We start from the raw sequence: 17342 nt of genomic DNA on the forward strand, positions 1-17342 counted from the left end.
CTCACGTCGTCGTACGACGCCTCCGCGCCCCCGGCCGCCGCTCGCTCGGCCGGGTCACCGGATCCCCCGCCTCCACCGCGGCAGCGCGCCGCTTCATGCCGAAGTCGGCCAGCGCCTCCGCCAGCTTGTGCACGGACGGTTCCGGCGCCATGACGTCCACCCGCAGCCCGTGCTCCTCGGCCGTCTTCGCCGTGGCCGGGCCGATGCACGCGATCACCGTCACGTTGTGCGGCTTGCCCGCGATGCCGACCAGGTTCCGGACCGTCGACGAGGACGTGAAGAGCACGGCGTCGAAGCCGCCGCCCTTGATCGCCTCGCGGGTGTCGGCCGGCGGAGGCGAGGCGCGGACCGTCCGGTAGGCGGTGACGTCGTCCACCTCCCAGCCCAGCTCGATCAGACCGGCGACCAGGGTCTCCGTGGCGATGTCCGCGCGCGGCAGGAAGACGCGGTCGATCGGGTCGAACACCGGGTCGTACGGCGGCCAGTCCTCCAGGAGACCCGCCGCGGACTGCTCACCGCTCGGCACCAGGTCCGGCTTCACGCCGAAAGCCACCAGCGCCTTCGCGGTCTGCTCGCCCACCGCGGCCACCTTGATACCCGCGAAGGCCCGGGCGTCGAGGCCGTACTCCTCGAACTTCTCCCGTACTGCCTTCACCGCGTTGACCGATGTGAAGGCGATCCACTCGTAGCGGCCGGTGACCAGGCCCTTGACCGCCCGCTCCATCTGCTGGGGCGTGCGCGGCGGCTCCACCGCGATCGTCGGGACCTCGTGCGGCACCGCGCCGTAGGACCGCAACTGGTCGGAGAGCGACGCCGCCTGCTCCTTCGTCCGCGGCACGAGCACCTTCCAGCCGAACAGCGGCTTGGACTCGAACCACGACAGCTGGTCGCGCCGGGCGGCGGCGGAACGCTCGCCGACCACGGCTATGACCGGCCGCCCGCCGTCCGGCGACGGCAGCACCTTCGCCTGCTTCAGCGTCTGCGCGATCGTGCCGAGCGTCGCCGTCCAGGTGCGCTGGCGGGTCGTCGTACCGGCGATCGTCACCGACAGGGGGGTGTCAGGCTTGCGGCCCGCCGAGACCAGCTCACCGGCCGCCGCGGCCACCGCGTCCAGGGTCGTGGACACGACGACCGTGCCGTCGGAGGCGCCCACCTCGGTCCAGCACCGGTCCGAGGCCGTACGGGCGTCCACGAACCGGACGTCTGCGCCCTGCGCGTCCCGCAGCGGCACGCCGGCGTACGCGGGCACTCCGACCGCGGCCGCGACGCCCGGGACGACCTCGAAGGGCACCCCGGCGGCGGCGCAGGCGAGCATTTCCTCGGCCGCGTACGTATCAAGTCCCGGGTCCCCGGACACCGCACGGACGACCCGCCTGCCGCCCCGCGCAGCCTCCATGACAAGATGAGCGGCATCCCGGGCAGCGGCCGGGAAAGCGGCGGTTGTTGACGTGCCGTCAACGACCGTCAGCTGGGGCGTGCCCGTGCCCGGCGGCGAGACCGAAGAAGGGGCTGTATTCGTCGGCGCGACGTCTGTCTGTACGACGGAGACGCCCTGTCGGGCGTGCGTCCGGATCACGTCGAGCACCTCGTGCTCGGCGACCAGGACGTCCGCGTTCGACAGCGCCTCCACGGCGCGCAGAGTCAGCAGTCCCGGATCTCCGGGTCCGGCACCGAGGAAGGTGACGTGCCCGTGTTCAGGACCGGCGGCAGGAAGGGCGGTGGGGCTCAATGTGCTCGCTCCCCCATCAGACCGGCCGCGCCCTGGGCGAGCATCTCGGCCGCGAGTTCGCGACCGAGTGCCAACGCTTGGGTCTCCGTCTGGGGCACGGAACCGGTGGTGGACAACTGCACCATGCGGGTGCCGTCGGTCGTGCCGACGACGCCGCGCAGGCGCATTTCCTTGACAATCTGCCCGTCGGCCAGCAGGTCGGCCAGCGCGCCCACAGGGGCGCTGCAGCCGGCCTCCAGGGCGGCGAGCAGTGACCGTTCGGCGGTCACGGCGGCCCGGGTGAACGGGTCGTCGAGCTCGCCGAGCGTGGCGATCAGGTCCGCGTTGTCCGCGGCACACTCGATCGCCAGTGCCCCCTGGCCGGGGGCGGGCAAAACCGTGTCGACCGACAGGAAGTCGGTCACTTCGTCGATGCGGCCGATCCGGTGCAGTCCGGCCGCGGCGAGCACGACGGCGTCCAGCTCGCCGTCCCGCACATACCCGATTCGGGTATCCACATTCCCCCGTATCGGGACCGTCTCGATGTCCAGACCGTGGGTGCGGGCGTACGCGTTCAGCTGCGCCATGCGGCGCGGCGAACCGGTGCCGATGCGCGACCCGCGCGGCAGGTCCGTGAACTTGAGGGCGTCGCGGGCGATGATCACGTCCCGCGGGTCCTCGCGCTGCGGTATCGCGGCCAGGACCAGTTCCTCGGGCTGCGCGGTGGGCAGGTCCTTGAGCGAATGAACCGCGAAGTCGACCTCGCCCCGCACCAGCGCGTCGCGCAGTGCCGTCACGAAGACGCCGGTGCCGCCGATCTGCGCCAGGTGCTCGCGGGAGGTGTCGCCGTATGTGGTGATCTCGACCAGTTCGACGGGCCGCCCGGTCACCTGGCGGACGGTCTCCGCCACCTGACCGGACTGGGCCATGGCGAGTTTGCTCCGCCTGGTCCCCAGTCTCAGTGCCTTGTCAGTCATGCCGGTCGGTCCTTCTTGTCTGTGCTGTCCCCGGCCCGGGAGACGGCGGCGACCGTCTCGGGGTCGAGGTCGAACAGGGTGCGCAGCGCGTCCGCGTACCCGGCACCGCCGGGCTCGGCCGCGAGCTGCTTGACCCGTACGGTCGGCGCGTGCAGCAGCTTGTCAACGACCCGGTGCACAGCCTGGCGGATCTCGCCGCGCTGGCGTTCGTCCAGGTCGGGCAGGCGGCCGTCGAGCCGCGCGATCTCACCGGCGACGACGTCGGCGGCCATGGTGCGCAGCGCGACCACGGTCGGCGTGATGTGCGCCGCCCGCTGTGCCGCGCCGAAGGCCGCGACCTCGTCGGAGACGATACGCCGGACCTGGTCCACATCGGCCGCCATCGGGGCGTCGGCGGAAGCTTCCGCCAGCGACTCGATGTCGACCAGCCGCACGCCGGCCAGCCGGTGCACGGCCGCGTCGATATCGCGGGGCATGGCCAGGTCGAGGAGGAAGAAGACGGGCGCGGGGCGCTCGGCCACCGGCTCCGGCTTGCGCCGCTCGGGGATCCGGCCCACCGTGGCGGCGGTCGCGGCGAGCGCGGTGATCAGCTCGGCGTCCGCCTCGGGCGTACGGCGCTCCCGGCGGTCGACGGCCCCGCCCGCGACCCAGGCCGCGTGCTGCTCCAGCGTGGCCGCGTCCATACCGGCGACGGCGGCCTCGCCCATGACGGAGAAGCCGGGCTGTACGGCGGCCAGGTCCAGCGGGCAGTTCTCGTCGCTGCCGACGCTGGTGGGCGGCAGCGGGGCGACGGCGGCCTTCGGGGTCGTACGACCGCTGTCGGCGGGTCCGGTGACGACCGGCTGCCCGGTACGGCCCTCGACCGCGTGCGCGACCGCCTCCGCCCTGAGCACCAGGCCCGTCGCCCCGGTACAGGAGACGACGACGTCGGCACGTGTCAGCTCGTCCGGTACGGCGTCCATCCGTACCGCACGGGCGGCCACCGCGTTGTCGTCGGCCTCGGTCAGTATCTGCGCGAGCCGCTCGGCGCGCTCGAAGGTGCGGTTGGCGACGACGACCTCGGCGACCCCGGCCCGCGCCAGCGTCGCCGCGGCCAGCGAGGACATCGACCCGGCACCGATGACCAGCGCCTTCTTGCCCGCGGCCCAGTCCTCGACGGCTCCGCCGACGGCCAGCTGCTGCAGGCCGAAGGTGACCAGTGACTGCCCGGCGCGGTCGATGCCGGTCTCCGAGTGGGCGCGCTTGCCGACCCGCAGGGCCTGCTGGAACAGGTCGTTCAGCAGCTTGCCGGCGGTGTGCAGCTCCTGCGCCCGGGCCAGCGAGTCCTTTATCTGCCCGAGGATCTGGCCCTCGCCGACGACCATCGAGTCGAGCCCGCACGCCACCGAGAAGAGGTGATGGACGGCCCGGTCCTCGTAATGGACGTACAGATAGGGCGTGAGCTCCTCCAGTCCCACCCCGCTGTGCTGGGCGAGCAGCGTGGACAGCTCGGCGACACCGGCGTGGAACTTGTCCACATCGGCGTACAGCTCGATGCGGTTGCAGGTGGCGAGCACCGCGGCCTCGGTGGCCGGCTCGGCGGCGACCGTGTCCTGCAGCAGCTTGATCTGGGCGTCCGCGTTCAGCGCGGCCCGCTCCAGCACGCTCACCGGCGCGCTGCGGTGACTCAGTCCGACGACGAGGAGACTCATGCCGGCATCACGGCGGGTACGTCCCCGTCGGGCCCCTGCTCGGTGGAGTCGCCACGGGTGGCGGCGACGGGCAGCGCGGCGTCGCCCACGGCGGTCTCCATGGCGGTCTCCTCGCCGGCCTTGCGCTGCTCGTGGAAGGCGAGGATCTGGAGTTCGATCGAGAGATCGACCTTGCGTACGTCGACACCGTCCGGGACGGACAGCACGGTCGGCGCGAAGTTCAGGATGGAGGTGACCCCGGCGGCCACGAGCCGGTCACAGACCTGCTGGGCGGCGCCGGCGGGGGTGGCGATGACACCGATGGACACGCCGTTGTCCCGGATGATCTTCTCCAGGTCGTCCGTGTGCTGCACCGGAATGCCCGCGACCGGCTTTCCGGCCATCGCCGGATCGGCGTCGATGAGGGCCGCGACCCGGAAGCCACGGGAGGCGAACCCGCCGTAATTGGCCAGGGCGGCGCCGAGGTTACCGATACCGACGATGACAACCGGCCAGTCCTGGGTCAGGCCGAGTTCACGGGAGATCTGGTAGACGAGATACTCCACGTCGTAGCCGACACCGCGCGTTCCGTAGGAGCCCAGGTACGAGAAGTCCTTGCGCAGCTTGGCGGAGTTGACCCCCGCCGCGGCCGCGAGCTCCTCGGAGGAGACCGTGGGTACCGAGCGCTCCGACAGTGCGGTCAGGGCTCGGAGGTACAGCGGAAGCCGGGCGACGGTGGCCTCGGGAATCCCTCGGCTACGGGTCGCCGGTCGGTGTGTTCGGCCAGTTGCCACGGTGCTCCTGCGGGTAGAGCGGGGCTGCAGGCGGTCATACGTCCCCAGACCGCCCCGTCGACAGCAGGCTATGTCTTTGTGAACGCGTGCACAAAGATGGTGTCCGATTTGCCCGGCAGAAGTGACCGGGGTCACGCACCTTTCGCGCCCGCGCCGGGAACCGGCGCATACGCACCGACGTTCCTTCGTTACTGGGGGCAAAACCGCACACTCTCCTCACGAATCCCGCCCCCGAGATCAAACCGCCGTCGATCCTAAGCGACTTTCGGGCCGGTTTGGACTAGTCGGTCAGTGCCCGGCGCAGCCGCTCCTCGTTCACGCGCCAGAAGGTGTGCTGTTCACCATCGATCAGTACGACCGGGATCTGCTCCCAGTACTGGTCGTGCAGGGCGCGGTCCTCGGTGATGTCCTTGGGCTCCCAGGTCACACCGAGTTCGCCGCAGACTTTCTCGATCACGACCTGTGCGTCGTCGCACAGATGACAGCCGGGCTTGCGGATCAGTGTGACGAGCCGCTCGCGGGGGTCGGCCTTGCGCCGGAACAGTGGACTCATACCGGCCATTCTCTCGCCTGCCCCACACCCTTCCGATCAGCCCTTTAACGGCCCGGTCGCGGAGAGTTCACACCCTTCAAACCCCGGCGACCGAGGAAGCACCGAACAAACTGGCTATGCTCACGACATGGCCGCTCTCGGATGGCTCACCCCCCGTAGGCGCTCCGCCACGGCGCGCAGCGTGTTGGCAGGCGAGGCCTCGGCGGAGGCTGCCCGCAAGTCCTCGCAGGAAGCGCAGGAAACTCCGCAGGTCACCCGTGCGGAACCGGAGTTCCCGGTGCCGGGCGACGACAAGGCGGCCGCGTTCTTCGACCTCGACAACACCGTGATGCAGGGCGCCGCGCTGTTCCACTTCGGCCGGGGCCTGTACAAGCGGAAGTTCTTCGAGACGCGCGACCTCGCCAGGTTCGCCTGGCAGCAGGCCTGGTTCCGGCTGGCCGGCGTCGAGGACCCCGAGCACATGCAGGACGCCCGTGACTCGGCGCTGTCCATCGTCAAGGGCCACCGGGTCGCCGAGCTGGAGTCGATCGGCGAGGAGATCTACGACGAGTACATGGCCGACCGCATCTGGCCCGGCACCCGCGCCCTGGCCCAGGCCCACCTGGACGCCGGCCAGAAGGTGTGGCTGGTCACGGCGGCCCCGGTGGAGATCGCCCAGGTGATCTCCCGCCGCCTCGGCCTCACGGGCGCGCTGGGCACGGTGGCGGAGTCGGTGGACGGCGTCTACACGGGCAAGCTGGTCGGCGAGCCGCTGCACGGCCCGGCGAAGGCGGAGGCGGTACGCGCCCTGGCGGCAGCCGAGGGCCTGGACCTCTCCCGCTGCGCGGCCTACAGCGACAGCCACAACGACATCCCCATGCTCTCCCTGGTCGGCCACCCCTACGCCATCAACCCCGACGCCAAGCTCCGCAAACACGCCCGCGAAAAGGACTGGCGCCTCCGCGACTACCGCACGGGCCGCAAGGCGGCGAAGGTGGGCATCCCGGCGGCGGCGGGCGTGGGCGCGGTCGCCGGTGGCACTGCTGCCGCGATCGCCCTGAGCCGGCGTCGCCGTTGAGTCCGAGTGGGCGGACACGGCTCAGCGCCGTAGCGGTGGAGGCCATCCGCCGACCGCGGCTCCGCCTGTGCTGATCACGCAGTTCCCCGCGCCCCTGGGGGAGCCGCAGCCGCACCTCACAGCGAGCAGCGCCCCACCCTCGTCCAGCAGCAGTCCCGCGCGCCCGGATTATGCCGCGGCCACTTCAACACGCCCCGTACCTCGCCGAAACTAGCCCCTTTCCGATCAACAACCGATCAGGCTAGGGCACTTGATAGGCCGTCAACCGGTAACAGAAGCGACGCAATCGATGATTTGAGCAACTCGGTGTAGCAGTGCCTGCACGAAGCGTTATTCTCCTCAGACGCAAACCGGTACCTCTCCGTCGCTACGACGGGTGAACGGTCCCGCACTGCACGTGATGGAAGCTCTGCCTCTGGGAGTCCCGTGTACCCACACGTCGGGGTTGACGCCTCGGGCCTGGCTACGCTGCGCGCAACAGTCGCGACGGTCAAAGAGACGCTGCGCGGCCTCGTCCCCACCGCGTACGCCGTCCCCGCCTTCGCCGCCGCCACGCCCACCGGCCCGTGCTACGCGCTGGCCGACGGCAGTGCCGCCGTCGGCAGACGAGGGCGCTCCGCCGGCGCGGGCGCAGCCACCACCGCCCGCCGCCCGGCCGCCGACAGCGACAGCGCCCGGATGATGGACCTGGTCGAACGCGCTCAGGCGGGCGAGGCCGAGGCCTTCGGCCGACTGTACGACCAGTACAGCGACACGGTGTATCGGTATATCTACTACCGCGTCGGCGGCCGGGCCACGGCCGAGGACCTCACCAGCGAGACCTTTCTGCGGGCGCTCAGAAGGATCGGCACCTTCACCTGGCAGGGCCGCGACTTCGGCGCCTGGCTGGTGACGATCGCCCGGAACCTCGTCGCAGACCACTTCAAGTCCAGTCGCTTCCGGCTGGAGGTCACCACCGGCGAGATGCTCGATGCCAACGAGGTCGAGCGCTCCCCGGAGGACTCCGTCCTCGAGTCGCTCTCCAACGCCGCGCTCCTCGACGCCGTACGCCGCCTCAACCCGCAGCAGCAGGAGTGTGTGACGCTCCGCTTTCTGCAGGGCCTCTCGGTCGCCGAGACCGCCCGCGTCATGGGCAAGAACGAGGGTGCCATCAAGACCCTCCAGTACCGCGCCGTTCGCACCCTGGCCCGGCTTCTGCCGGACGACGCGCGCTGAGCCACAGCCCGCGCCCCACCACACACGGCGACGCTCAACTCACGTTCCGTGATGGCTCGTTGCCTTTCCGATCCGGTCATCCGCCGTCCGTAACCCAAGTGCCGCGCCAGTCGTTGTGCGGGATACAGGCTCCCTGTGGTCACGTCTGGCCGACCCTGATCACTCGATCGTGTGGAAGTGGTCGCGGGCGTGCAACCCTCAGGACCCCCTGGGGAGTCGACCGTGATGACGAGAGGAGGTGCCGCCAGTGATCGCGAACGTATCGGCACACCGGCGGGCGAACGCCTTCGCCCAGGCCCTGGATGAGCTGTCCGACCGGGACACGGCGGCCGAGCAGTCCGTAAGCCCGGCGGGTTGCCCGCCGACCGCCGAGGAACAGACCGAGCGGGGCGAACTCCTCGCCCTCGCCGGGGACCTCGGTGCGCTGCCAAGCCGCAGCTCGACCCCGAGGTCAAGGTCGTGCAGCGCGCCCAACTGGTGGCCGCGATGGAGGCCATGCTCCAGGAGGGCACCGGGGCGGCGGACGTATCGGTACCCAGACAGAAGGGCGCGCACCGGGCGAGCCCGCTGGCCAAACTCCGCCCGCGCTCCCGGCTGACCAAGGGCCTCGCCGCGGGCGGGCTCAGCGTCGGCGTGGCCGCCGGAGCCTTCGGCGGGGTCGCCGCCGCCAGCTCCGACGCCCTGCCCGGCGACTCGCTGTACGGCCTCAAACGCGGCATCGAGGACTTCAAGCTCAACTACCTGACCGACGGCGACGACGCACGCGGCCAGACCTATCTGGACCAGGCTTCGACCCGGCTCAGCGAGGCCCGTCGGCTGATGGAACGCGGCCGCAGCGGCCACCTGGACCACGAGTCCATCGGCGAGATCCGCCGCACGCTCTCCGGCATGCAGCGCGACGTCACCGAGGGCCACCGCCTGCTCCACGAGGCCTATGAGGCCGACCCCGGCTCGCTCGGCCCGATCCAGGCCCTGTCCACCTTCTCCCGCGCCCACCGCGAAGCCTGGAGCGTGCTCAGCGGCAAGCTGCCCGTGCAGCTCGGCGACGTCAAACAGCAGGTGTCGTCGGTGTTCGACGCCATAGACCAAGAGGTCGCCCCGCTGCAGTCGCTGCTCCCGCAGTCGCCCGCCCAGGGCGGCGACGGCAAGCACCAGGGCTCCGGCTCGGCGAGCAACGGCACCTCTGGCGGCCACCGGTCGACCCCGCCCAGCGCCTCCGGCCACAACCCGTCCTCCGGCAAGCACCCGAGCACCGGCGACCCGAGCGGCACGGCGGGCGGCAGCGGCGGCGTGGGCCTCATCGGCGGCGACACGGGCGGCCTGCTCGAACCACCGAAGACCGGCCCCGGCAGCGGCACCCCGTCCACCACCAAGCCCCCGTCCACCACCCCGGACGTCACCATCCCACCCCTCCTCCCGGGCCTGCTGCCAGGCCTCGGCATCGAGGGCGAGGACACACACTGACACCGATACGGCTATGACGGTGGGGGGCACCCTTCCCGAGCGGGGTGCCCCCCACCGTCAGAAGAACACCGACCGCCGCTGCACCAACAGCTTGTACAGCGTGTGCTGGATCTGCTCCCGTACCTGATCGGTCAGGTTGAACATCAGCATCGGATCCTCGGCGGCCTCCGCCGGATACCCGTCCGTCGGAATCGGCTCACCGAACTGAATCGTCCACTTGGTCGGCAGCGGAACCGCACCGAGCGGCCCCAGCCACGGGAACGTGGGCGTCAACGGGAAGTACGGAAAGCCCAGCAGCCGCGCCAGCGTCTTCGCGTTGCCGAGCATCGGATAGATCTCCTCCGCCCCGACGATCGAGCACGGAATGATCGGCGCCCCCTGCCGCAGGGCCGTGGAGACGAAGCCGCCCCGGCCGAACCGCTGCAGCTTGTACCGCTCGCTGAAAGGTTTCCCGATGCCCTTGAAGCCCTCCGGCATCACCCCGACCAGCTCACCCTGACCCAGCAGCCGCTCCGCGTCCTCCGCGCACGCCAGGGTGTGCCCCAGCTTGCGGGCCAGCTCGTTGACCACCGGCAGCACGAAGACCAAGTCGGCCGCGAGCAGCCTCAGATGCCGGTCGGCCGGATGGTGGTCGTGCACCGCCACCTGCATCATCAGCCCGTCCAGCGGCAGCGTCCCCGAGTGGTTGGCGACGATCAGCGCCCCGCCCTCGGCCGGGATGTTCTCGATGCCCTTCACCTCGACCCGGAAGTACTTCTCGTACACCGGCCGCAGCAGCGACATCAGGACCTGGTCGGTCAGCTCCTCGTCGAAACCGAAGTCGTCGACGTCGTAGTCCCCGGTCAGCCGGCGCCGCAGAAAGGCCAGCCCGGCCGCCACGCGCTTCTCCAGGCCCCCGCCGGGCCCGTCGGCACCCGACCGCTCCAGTGGCTCCTCCTCACGGCTCACAGGCCCATCTTCCTGCGCCCGGACCCGGCCCGGCAGCGGCTGGACCTCACCCAGCTCCCCGGCCTCGCCGAGGGAGCCGCGCCGGCTGCCCGTGCTCCGGCGCCGCGCCGGGCGCTGAGCTGCGCCCCCGCGGGACCGGTCGTCGTCGAACGGAATGACCTTGGCGTCCGCCATCGTGTGCCGCTCTCCTCAGTTGGCGCTGTGCGTCGTGGTCCGGCCGCCGCCCCCCGCGGCCAGCGCGGCGATCCGGTCGACGGCCCCCGCGAGGGCCTCCGGCGGCACCAGCCCGGGACCCTGGCCCCGGGCGAAGTCCGCGAACGTCTCCGCCGTCGTGTACCTGGGCGTGAAGCCCAGCGTCTCGCGCATCTGGACCGTGTCCACCACACGCCCGTGCGTGAGCAGCCGGATCTGCTCCGGCGAGAAGTCCGTCATTCCGAGCGTACGCACCAGCGAACCCGCCCAGGTGACGGCGGGCAGCAGCAGCGGCACGGTCGGCCGCCCGAGCCGCCGGGAGCACTGCGAGAGCAGCAGCACACCGTCCCCGGCGATATTGAACGTGCCGCTGTTGAGGGTGCCCCGGCGCGGCTCGTGCGAGGCGATCCTGAGCACCTCGACGACGTCGTCCTCGTGCACGAACTGCAGCCGCGGGTCGTAGCCGAACACGGTCGGCAGCACCGGCAGCGCGAAGTACGAGGCGAGCGGGGTGTCCGCGGCCGGCCCGAGGATGTTGGCGAACCGCAGCACGCACACCGCGACGTCCGGCCGCCGCCGGGCGAACCCGCGCACATACCCCTCGACCTCGACGGTGTCCTTCGCGAAGCCGCCGCTCGGCAGTGACTTGGGCGGGGTCGTCTCGGTGAAAACGGCCGGATCGCGCGGTGCGGAGCCGTAGACGTTCGTACTGGACTTCACCACCAGCCGCCGCACGGTCGGCGACTTCTGGCAGGCGCCGAGCAGCTGCATGGTGCCGATGACGTTGGTCTCCTTGACCGTGGCCCGGCTGCCGCTGCCCAGCGCCGTGCCCGTCACATCCATGTGGACGACCGTGTCGGCGCCCGTCTCGGCGAGCACCCGGGCGATCGTCGGCAGCCGGATGTCGGCCTGGATGAAGTCCGCCCCGCCCAGATGGTGCGCCGGTGGCACCGCGTCCACGGCGATCACCCGGTCGACCTCAGGATCCCGCTGGATCCGCCGCACGAACCGGCCGCCCAGTTGCCGGGCCACTCCGGTGACGAGCACGACCTTCCCCAAGATCAGCGCCTTCTTTCTACGACCGCCGTGTGTGCGGCCAACTTAGCGGGTTGATGTTGCGCTGTGATGACCACCCGATGCACGAAGTGACGGAAATTCACTGATCGGAATATGCCGGGTACGACCGTGCGAGTACCCGGATATGCCTGTGGCCCCCCACCAGTACCGATGGGAGGCCACAGACAGCGCCGACACGCTCTCGCGCGCCGCTTACTTCTTGTTGCGACGCTGAACGCGCGTGCGCTTGAGCAGCTTGCGGTGCTTCTTCTTGGCCATCCGCTTGCGCCGCTTCTTGATAACAGAGCCCACGACTACCCTCGCTCACTTCTCATCACTCGGTTGTTTGGGCGCCATGGGCCCACACGACCTACGAGGGGCTAGCCTACCCAACCGAGCGCCCAGGTCGTAATCGAGGGGGTACCCCGGGGTAACCCGAGGGTCGCCGTCAGGCAGTCTCCACCCCCACATAGCTGTCACGGAGGTACTCGTGTACCGCTTGTTCCGGGACGCGGAAGGACCGCCCCACCCGGATCGCGGGCAGATGACCGCTGTGCACCAGGCGGTACACGGTCATCTTCGACACTCGCATCACCGAGGCGACTTCCGCCACGGTAAGGAACTGAACCTCGTTCAGAGGCCTCTCGCCAGCTGCAGCCATGACACACCTGAACCTTCCGCACTCGACGGCCACCGGCTTCCCCTTCCGGTGACTCTTCGTCGTTGCGTGCTCACTCCCCAATGTAGGGGCGGGTGATGCAAGTGGGGAAGAGGTGCACCCATCGCAGGCCTACTGTGACAGACATGCTCGTTTGAGTACGTAGCGGGTAAGCGGCCGGTAGTGAGCAGACCGCACTGCGTCATCAACCGGAACGGCGACGGACACGCGCCCCTCCGCCTCCCCCACGAACAGCGCCGGATCATCGGTGTCGGCCAGACCGATGGCCTCGAACCCCAGCTGACCAGCACCGCAGACCCAGCCGTGGTCCCCCACGACCAGCTCGGGCAACGGCCCGCCGCCCTCCGCCGCGGCCTCCAGCACGACCCGAACCGGCAGCGGCGAATGACAGTGCACGCCCGGCTCACAACCGGGGCGCCCACCGTCGGTTTCCCGCACCAACCCGACTCCTCGTGCGTAGTCCACCGCACACGTACGTAGACCGAACCGGGTCAATATGTCGACACAGCGACCCTGCGCCGGAGTGAGCACGTCACATCCCGCCGCCGAGAGCGCGTCCGCGAGTCCGGCGTAGAACCCGAGCAGCCGCTGCGGATGCCCGGTCCCGAACAGCACCGGCGCGCCCCGCCTGGCCGCCTCCCGGATCCGACCCGCGAACGCGTCCAGCGCGGCCAGCGTCCGCTCCGGATCGATCACATCCGGTCCCGAAGTGTGCCCGGGATCGGCCGAAACCCCGCACTTCTCCGCCATGAGCCGCAGTAAATCCGGCTGCCCCCAGGCCCCTTCAGGATCGATCCCGATCAACACCCGGGGATCCCGGGCGGCGAAGAGCCGATAACTCCGCAGACTGTCCTCCCGAGAGGTCCCCACCTCCCCGGCAAGCCGAACAGCCAGCAGATGCGCGCGTAGAGCTCCGCTGGTCGACACGGATGCGATGGTGACGCATCGGGGAGGAGGTGCGGGACGAAACCGGGGGAATTGCGCACAGTTGGCGTAATGGGCGCCGTCGGCTTCGCAGTGCCGCTGCGGGCGGTCGTGCCGCTGGGGCGGCGCGGGCAAGCGCCGCCACCCGCCCAGCACCAGCCGCGCCGCGCTACGGCAGAAGCCCTCGCAGCGGAAACACGGCCCGCCGAGTGGCCAGCACAGCCTGATCCAGCCGATCCGCAGGGTCGTAACCCGCATCCCACGACGCCCAACTCACCGGCCACCGCCCATCAGTCATCCGCTGCGGCCCCAACTGCCGAGTCCGGGCGAACACCTCCTGACGCCACCCCTCAGGAATCACCGTCTCCGGCGCCACCGGCCGCCCCGCCGCGATCCCCACCAGATGCGTCCACGACCGGGGCACGACATCCACGACCGCGTACCCCCCACCCCCCAACGCGACCCACTTCCCCCCGGCGTACTCGTGCGCCAGCTCATGACACGCCACCTGCACGGCCCGCTGCGCGTCCAGCGAAACGGCAAGATGCGCCAGCGGATCCTCGAAGTGCGTGTCAGCCCCGTGCTGCGACACCAGCACCTGCGGCCGGAACTCCGCGAGCAGCTCCGGCACCACCGAGTGAAACGCCCGTACCCACCCCGGGTCCCCGGTCCCCGCCGGCAACGCCACATTCACGGCGGACCCCTCCCCGGCCCCGGCACCGACCTCCTCCGGCCACCCGGTCTGCGGGAACAACGTACGGGGATGCTCGTGCAGCGAGATCGTCAGAACCCGCGGATCCTCCCAGAACGCCGCCTGCACCCCGTCCCCGTGATGCACGTCGACATCCACATAGGCGACCCGCTCGGCTCCCAGCTCCAGCAGCCGGGCGATGGCCAGCGAGGCGTCGTTGTAGATGCAGAACCCCGACGCACCCCCCGGCATCGCATGATGCAGCCCGCCCGCGAAGTTCACGGCGTGCTCGGCATCCCCCCGCCACACCGCCTCCGCCGCCCCCACGGACTGCCCGGCGATCAACGCGGACACCTCGTGCATCCCGGCGAACGCGGGATCATCGACCGTACCGAGCCCGTACTCCCCCCGCGCCCCTGCCGGATCGGCCGACGCGGCCTTCACCGCATCGATGTAGTCCTCCCGGTGGACCAGCCGCAGCGTCGACTCACCGGCCGGCTTGGCCGCGACGACCGCCACCTCCCGGTCGAGCCCGAGGGCACCCACCAGTTTCCGGGTCAGCGCCAGCCGGACCGGATCCATCGGATGGTCCGGGCCGAAGTCATAGCCCGTTACTGCCTCGTCCCACATCAGCTGTGCGCGGCCGCTCATGCCCGCCACCGTATCGGTCCGGTTGAGCGGCGAACGACCTGGCGTACACCAACGTCACCAGCACCAACACCATCGGCACAAGCATCGCCCCCCGATAGCTCCACGCCTCCCCCAGAGCCCCCACCAACGGCGAACCGACCAGAAAACCCACGTAATTGAAAATATTGAGCCGCGCGATGGCCGCGTCCGAAGCCCCCGGACCGTGATTTTCAAAAGCGTGTCGCCCCGCCGCCGCGAACGTCTGCGGCACCAGCACACACAACCCCAGCCCCAGCAGAGTGAACCCGATCATCCCGACCCACGCCCCGGGTGCCGAGGCCACCACCGCGAACCCGCCGGCCGCCACCAGCGTCCCGAGCCGTACGACCGCCACCGCCCCGAACCGCCGCACCCCGAAGTCCCCGATGGCCCGCCCCAGCAGCGTGGTCACCATGTACACGTTGTACGGCACGGTCGCCAGCTGCTCCGAGCTGCCCAGCACGTCCTTCAGATACTTCGCGCTCCAGTTGGAGACCGTCGAGTCCCCGATATAGGCGAAGGTCATCACCAGACAGAGCGGCAGCAGCAGCTTGAAGACAACACCTGTGCCCTGACCCCGCTCCTCCCCCAAGGGCGCCGGATCGCCGTCGACGTACCACCGGCTCCCCACCAGCGTCGCCGGCAGCAGCACGACCACCACCGGCAGATACGACACCCACAGCGCGAGATGCCAGTGCGCCCCGACCCACGCCAGCGAGGCGCCCAGAATCCCGCCCAGGCTGTACGCGGCATGAAAGCTGAGCATGATGCTGCGCCCGTACGACCGCTGCAGGCTCACCCCGAGCATGTTCATGGAGGCGTCGAGCGCCCCCACGGCCAGCCCGAACGCGCCCAGCGCCACCGCCAGCCCGGCGATCCGCCCACCCGCCCCGGCACCGAGCAGCGCCAGCAACACCACCGGCTGGGACCAGCGCAGCAGCCGACTGGGCCGTATCCGCTTCACCAACTGCTCGGTGGTCACACTGCCGACCCCGGCGAGGACCGGTACGGCGGCCAGGAAGAGCGGCAGCAGCGCGTCGGAGACCCCGTACCGGGCCTGAATGGCCGGGATGCGCGTCACCAGCAGCGCGAAGGTGGCGCCCTGAGCGAAGAAGCTGAACGCCAGCGAGGCCCTGCCGCGCCGCAGCACATCAGTCATGGCGGCGAGCGTAGGGCCCCGGGCTACCTGTGGGTAGATCCAGCCAAAGATGAATTTCCCTCAGCTTGACCGACCGGGTCTCACGCGGCGACGGCCAGTCCGGACTGCTCCGGCTGCTCCTGCTGGGTGGCCTTGCCGTCCTCCACCTCGGCGGCCAGCATCTTCTCCATCGGTCCGGCGGCCAGCCCACCGCTCACCACGAACCCGATCACCATCGCGCCTGTGAGGCAGACACTGCCGAGCCACACCATCGTGTCCACGGGAATGGTGTACGCGCCCACAACCCGGGCCACACACTCGGCGAGCAGCACCAGCCCCCAGACGACCGAGAACGCCTTCTCCTTGCTCCGGAAGGCCGCGGACCGGTCCGACGCCCCGGACAGGAGCCGCTCCCAGGCGGCCTCCTTCTCCGCGTCCCCCTTCACCAGGAACGGCTTCATGCCCGCGGTCATCATCGGCTTGCCCAGCCAGACGGAGGCGAGGATCCCGAAGGCGACGACGCTGCTGACCCCGCTGTCCTTGGCGAGCATCAGCCGCGGGTCACCGGAGACGAAGCTCAGCAGCAGCGAGACGACGTTGACGACCAGGATGAGACCGGCCAGACCGTTGGTCTTGCGCTCCCTCAGCAGGCCCCACACGGTCCGCACCGCCGGCACCACGCTGCTGCAGGCGAGGGAGGCGAAGGTGCTCATCCCGAAGGCGTCCTTGAACAGGTAGTACGAGCCGAGCGGCACGGCCACGTCCAGGAGCAGCGGCCGGAAGTTCTGGATCCCCGTGTTCTTCGTCATGCCCTCAGCTTCGCCGCCACGGGCGGTCCGCCAGTAGAAACGATCGTCCGGAGGTGCGTATGACAATTGTCAGACCGGGACCGATGGCTCAGGTCATACCAGCAGGTCAGCCAACTCACCCATGGTGGCGAAGAGTTGATCGGCCCCCGCCAGCTTCGCCGCCGGCGTCATCGCGGTGAACCCATAGACAGTCATCCCGGCCGCCACAGCCGCCTGCACACCCAGCGGAGAGTCCTCCACGACCAGGCACCGCTCCGGCGCCACCCCCATCCGCTCGGCGGCGTACAGGAAGAGATCAGGCGCGGGCTTGCCCCGCCCCACGTCCTCTGAGCTGAAGATCCGCTCCTCCGCGAACCACCGGTCGAGCCCGGTCGTACGATGCCCGACCCGGATCCGCGCATGGCTCCCGGACGAGGCCACGCAGTACGGCACCCCGTCCGCGGCCAGCTTCTCCAGTACGACGTCCACGCCGGCCACCGGCTGCAACTCCCGCTCGAACGCGGCGAACACGCGCGCGTGGAAGAGGTCATCGAAGTCGTCAGGCAGCCGCTGACCGGTCCGCTCCAGTACGAGGTCATGGATCCGATGCATCGCCGAGCCCATGTAGTCCCGGATGGAGTCCTCGTACGAGGTCGGGTGGCCCAACTCGGTCAGATAGGCGGCCAGATGCCGGTTGGAGATGGGCTCGCTGTCGACGAGTACCCCGTCGTTGTCGAAGATCACCAGGTCATAGCGCATACATTCGAGCTTAAACGCAGAAAGGCCCACGCCATGCGGCGTGGGCCTTTCTCAAGTTTT

16 protein-coding genes and 1 pseudogene are annotated in these 17342 nt (G+C 70.2%); 3 read left to right on the forward strand and 14 right to left on the reverse strand.

The window, feature by feature from the left end:
• Position 1: 1 nt before the first annotated feature.
• The 5 genes from M878_RS67025 to M878_RS67045 form a co-directional block, all read right to left on the reverse strand.
• A complete protein-coding gene (locus tag M878_RS67025; RefSeq protein ID WP_023547627.1) occupies positions 2-1729 on the reverse strand; it encodes a bifunctional uroporphyrinogen-III C-methyltransferase/uroporphyrinogen-III synthase in 1728 nt (575 codons plus the stop codon).
• Positions 1726-2685: a hydroxymethylbilane synthase gene (gene hemC, locus M878_RS67030; protein ID WP_031225142.1), complete on the reverse strand. Its 960-nt coding sequence runs from the start codon at positions 2683-2685 to the stop codon at positions 1726-1728. The genes M878_RS67025 and hemC overlap by 4 nt, the downstream gene beginning before the upstream one ends.
• Entirely contained in the window at positions 2682-4376 is a 1695-nt protein-coding gene (locus M878_RS67035) for a glutamyl-tRNA reductase (protein ID WP_023547629.1), read from the reverse strand. The genes hemC and M878_RS67035 overlap by 4 nt, the downstream gene beginning before the upstream one ends.
• Positions 4373-5149 carry a redox-sensing transcriptional repressor Rex gene (locus M878_RS67040; protein WP_023547630.1) on the reverse strand — a complete coding sequence of 259 codons (777 nt, stop codon included), beginning with the start codon at positions 5147-5149 and terminating at the stop codon, positions 4373-4375. Before M878_RS67040 ends, M878_RS67035 begins: the two co-directional genes overlap by 4 nt.
• Positions 5150-5429: 280 nt before the next feature.
• Positions 5430-5711, reverse strand: coding sequence for a glutaredoxin family protein (locus M878_RS67045; RefSeq protein WP_023547631.1), 282 nt, complete (start codon positions 5709-5711; stop codon positions 5430-5432).
• 118 nt (positions 5712-5829) lie between these two features.
• Between M878_RS67045 and M878_RS67050 the strand changes: the two genes are divergently transcribed.
• The 3 genes and pseudogenes from M878_RS67050 to M878_RS67060 all read left to right on the forward strand — a co-directional run bounded on the left by M878_RS67050 (position 5830) and on the right by M878_RS67060 (position 9438).
• On the forward strand, positions 5830-6759 hold the full coding sequence (locus M878_RS67050) for an HAD family hydrolase (protein WP_023547632.1): 930 nt from the start codon (positions 5830-5832) through the stop codon (positions 6757-6759).
• 426 nt (positions 6760-7185) lie between these two features.
• Positions 7186-7974, forward strand: a complete 789-nt coding sequence (locus M878_RS67055; protein ID WP_023547633.1) for an ECF subfamily RNA polymerase sigma factor, BldN family — start codon at positions 7186-7188, stop codon at positions 7972-7974.
• 247 nt (positions 7975-8221) lie between these two features.
• Positions 8222-9438 (forward strand): annotated as a pseudogene (locus tag M878_RS67060) (DUF5667 domain-containing protein).
• 57 nt (positions 9439-9495) lie between these two features.
• On the opposite strand, the gene M878_RS67065 reads toward M878_RS67060, so the two are convergent.
• The 9 genes from M878_RS67065 to M878_RS67100 form a co-directional block, all read right to left on the reverse strand.
• Positions 9496-10560 carry a lysophospholipid acyltransferase family protein gene (locus M878_RS67065; protein WP_023547635.1) on the reverse strand — a complete coding sequence of 355 codons (1065 nt, stop codon included), beginning with the start codon at positions 10558-10560 and terminating at the stop codon, positions 9496-9498.
• A 15-nt stretch (positions 10561-10575) separates the two neighbouring features.
• Positions 10576-11637 (reverse strand): NAD-dependent epimerase/dehydratase family protein, encoded by a 1062-nt coding sequence (locus M878_RS67070; RefSeq protein ID WP_031225143.1) that lies wholly within the window; start codon positions 11635-11637, stop codon positions 10576-10578.
• A 210-nt stretch (positions 11638-11847) separates the two neighbouring features.
• Positions 11848-11946: a 30S ribosomal protein bS22 gene (locus tag M878_RS94395; RefSeq protein ID WP_003948845.1), complete on the reverse strand. Its 99-nt coding sequence runs from the start codon at positions 11944-11946 to the stop codon at positions 11848-11850.
• 136 nt (positions 11947-12082) lie between these two features.
• Positions 12083-12295 (reverse strand): helix-turn-helix domain-containing protein, encoded by a 213-nt coding sequence (locus M878_RS67075; RefSeq protein WP_121791081.1) that lies wholly within the window; start codon positions 12293-12295, stop codon positions 12083-12085.
• Between the two features lie 129 nt (positions 12296-12424).
• The gene (locus M878_RS67080) at positions 12425-13240 is read right to left on the reverse strand and encodes a phosphatase (RefSeq protein WP_031225144.1); all 816 of its coding nucleotides are present in this window, start codon (positions 13238-13240) and stop codon (positions 12425-12427) included.
• 166 nt (positions 13241-13406) lie between these two features.
• Positions 13407-14579, reverse strand: coding sequence for an acetoin utilization protein AcuC (locus M878_RS67085; protein ID WP_031225145.1), 1173 nt, complete (start codon positions 14577-14579; stop codon positions 13407-13409).
• Positions 14530-15756 (reverse strand): MFS transporter, encoded by a 1227-nt coding sequence (locus tag M878_RS67090; protein WP_031225147.1) that lies wholly within the window; start codon positions 15754-15756, stop codon positions 14530-14532. The genes M878_RS67085 and M878_RS67090 overlap by 50 nt, the downstream gene beginning before the upstream one ends.
• A gap of 80 nt (positions 15757-15836) precedes the next feature.
• The gene (locus M878_RS67095) at positions 15837-16544 is read right to left on the reverse strand and encodes a VC0807 family protein (protein WP_023547641.1); all 708 of its coding nucleotides are present in this window, start codon (positions 16542-16544) and stop codon (positions 15837-15839) included.
• A 93-nt stretch (positions 16545-16637) separates the two neighbouring features.
• A complete protein-coding gene (locus tag M878_RS67100; protein WP_023547642.1) occupies positions 16638-17282 on the reverse strand; it encodes an HAD family hydrolase in 645 nt (214 codons plus the stop codon).
• Between the last annotated feature and the right edge of the window lie 60 nt (positions 17283-17342).

The organism is Streptomyces roseochromogenus subsp. oscitans DS 12.976 (assembly GCF_000497445.1).
GTDB classification, from domain to species: Bacteria; Actinomycetota; Actinomycetes; order Streptomycetales; family Streptomycetaceae; genus Streptomyces; species Streptomyces oscitans.

Coding starts and splice junctions, on each gene's coding strand:
- hemC (WP_031225142.1), bottom strand. CDS start 2,685: ATGACTGACAAGGCACTGAGACTGGGGACCAGGCGGAGCAAACTCGCC.
- M878_RS67035 (WP_023547629.1), bottom strand. CDS start 4,376: ATGAGTCTCCTCGTCGTCGGACTGAGTCACCGCAGCGCGCCGGTGAGC.
- M878_RS67045 (WP_023547631.1), bottom strand. CDS start 5,711: ATGGCCGGTATGAGTCCACTGTTCCGGCGCAAGGCCGACCCCCGCGAG.
- M878_RS67050 (WP_023547632.1), top strand. CDS start 5,830: ATGGCCGCTCTCGGATGGCTCACCCCCCGTAGGCGCTCCGCCACGGCG.
- M878_RS67065 (WP_023547635.1), bottom strand. CDS start 10,560: ATGGCGGACGCCAAGGTCATTCCGTTCGACGACGACCGGTCCCGCGGG.
- M878_RS67075 (WP_121791081.1), bottom strand. CDS start 12,295: ATGGCTGCAGCTGGCGAGAGGCCTCTGAACGAGGTTCAGTTCCTTACC.
- M878_RS67085 (WP_031225145.1), bottom strand. CDS start 14,579: ATGAGCGGCCGCGCACAGCTGATGTGGGACGAGGCAGTAACGGGCTAT.
- M878_RS67090 (WP_031225147.1), bottom strand. CDS start 15,756: ATGACTGATGTGCTGCGGCGCGGCAGGGCCTCGCTGGCGTTCAGCTTC.
- M878_RS67095 (WP_023547641.1), bottom strand. CDS start 16,544: ATGACGAAGAACACGGGGATCCAGAACTTCCGGCCGCTGCTCCTGGAC.
- M878_RS67100 (WP_023547642.1), bottom strand. CDS start 17,282: ATGCGCTATGACCTGGTGATCTTCGACAACGACGGGGTACTCGTCGAC.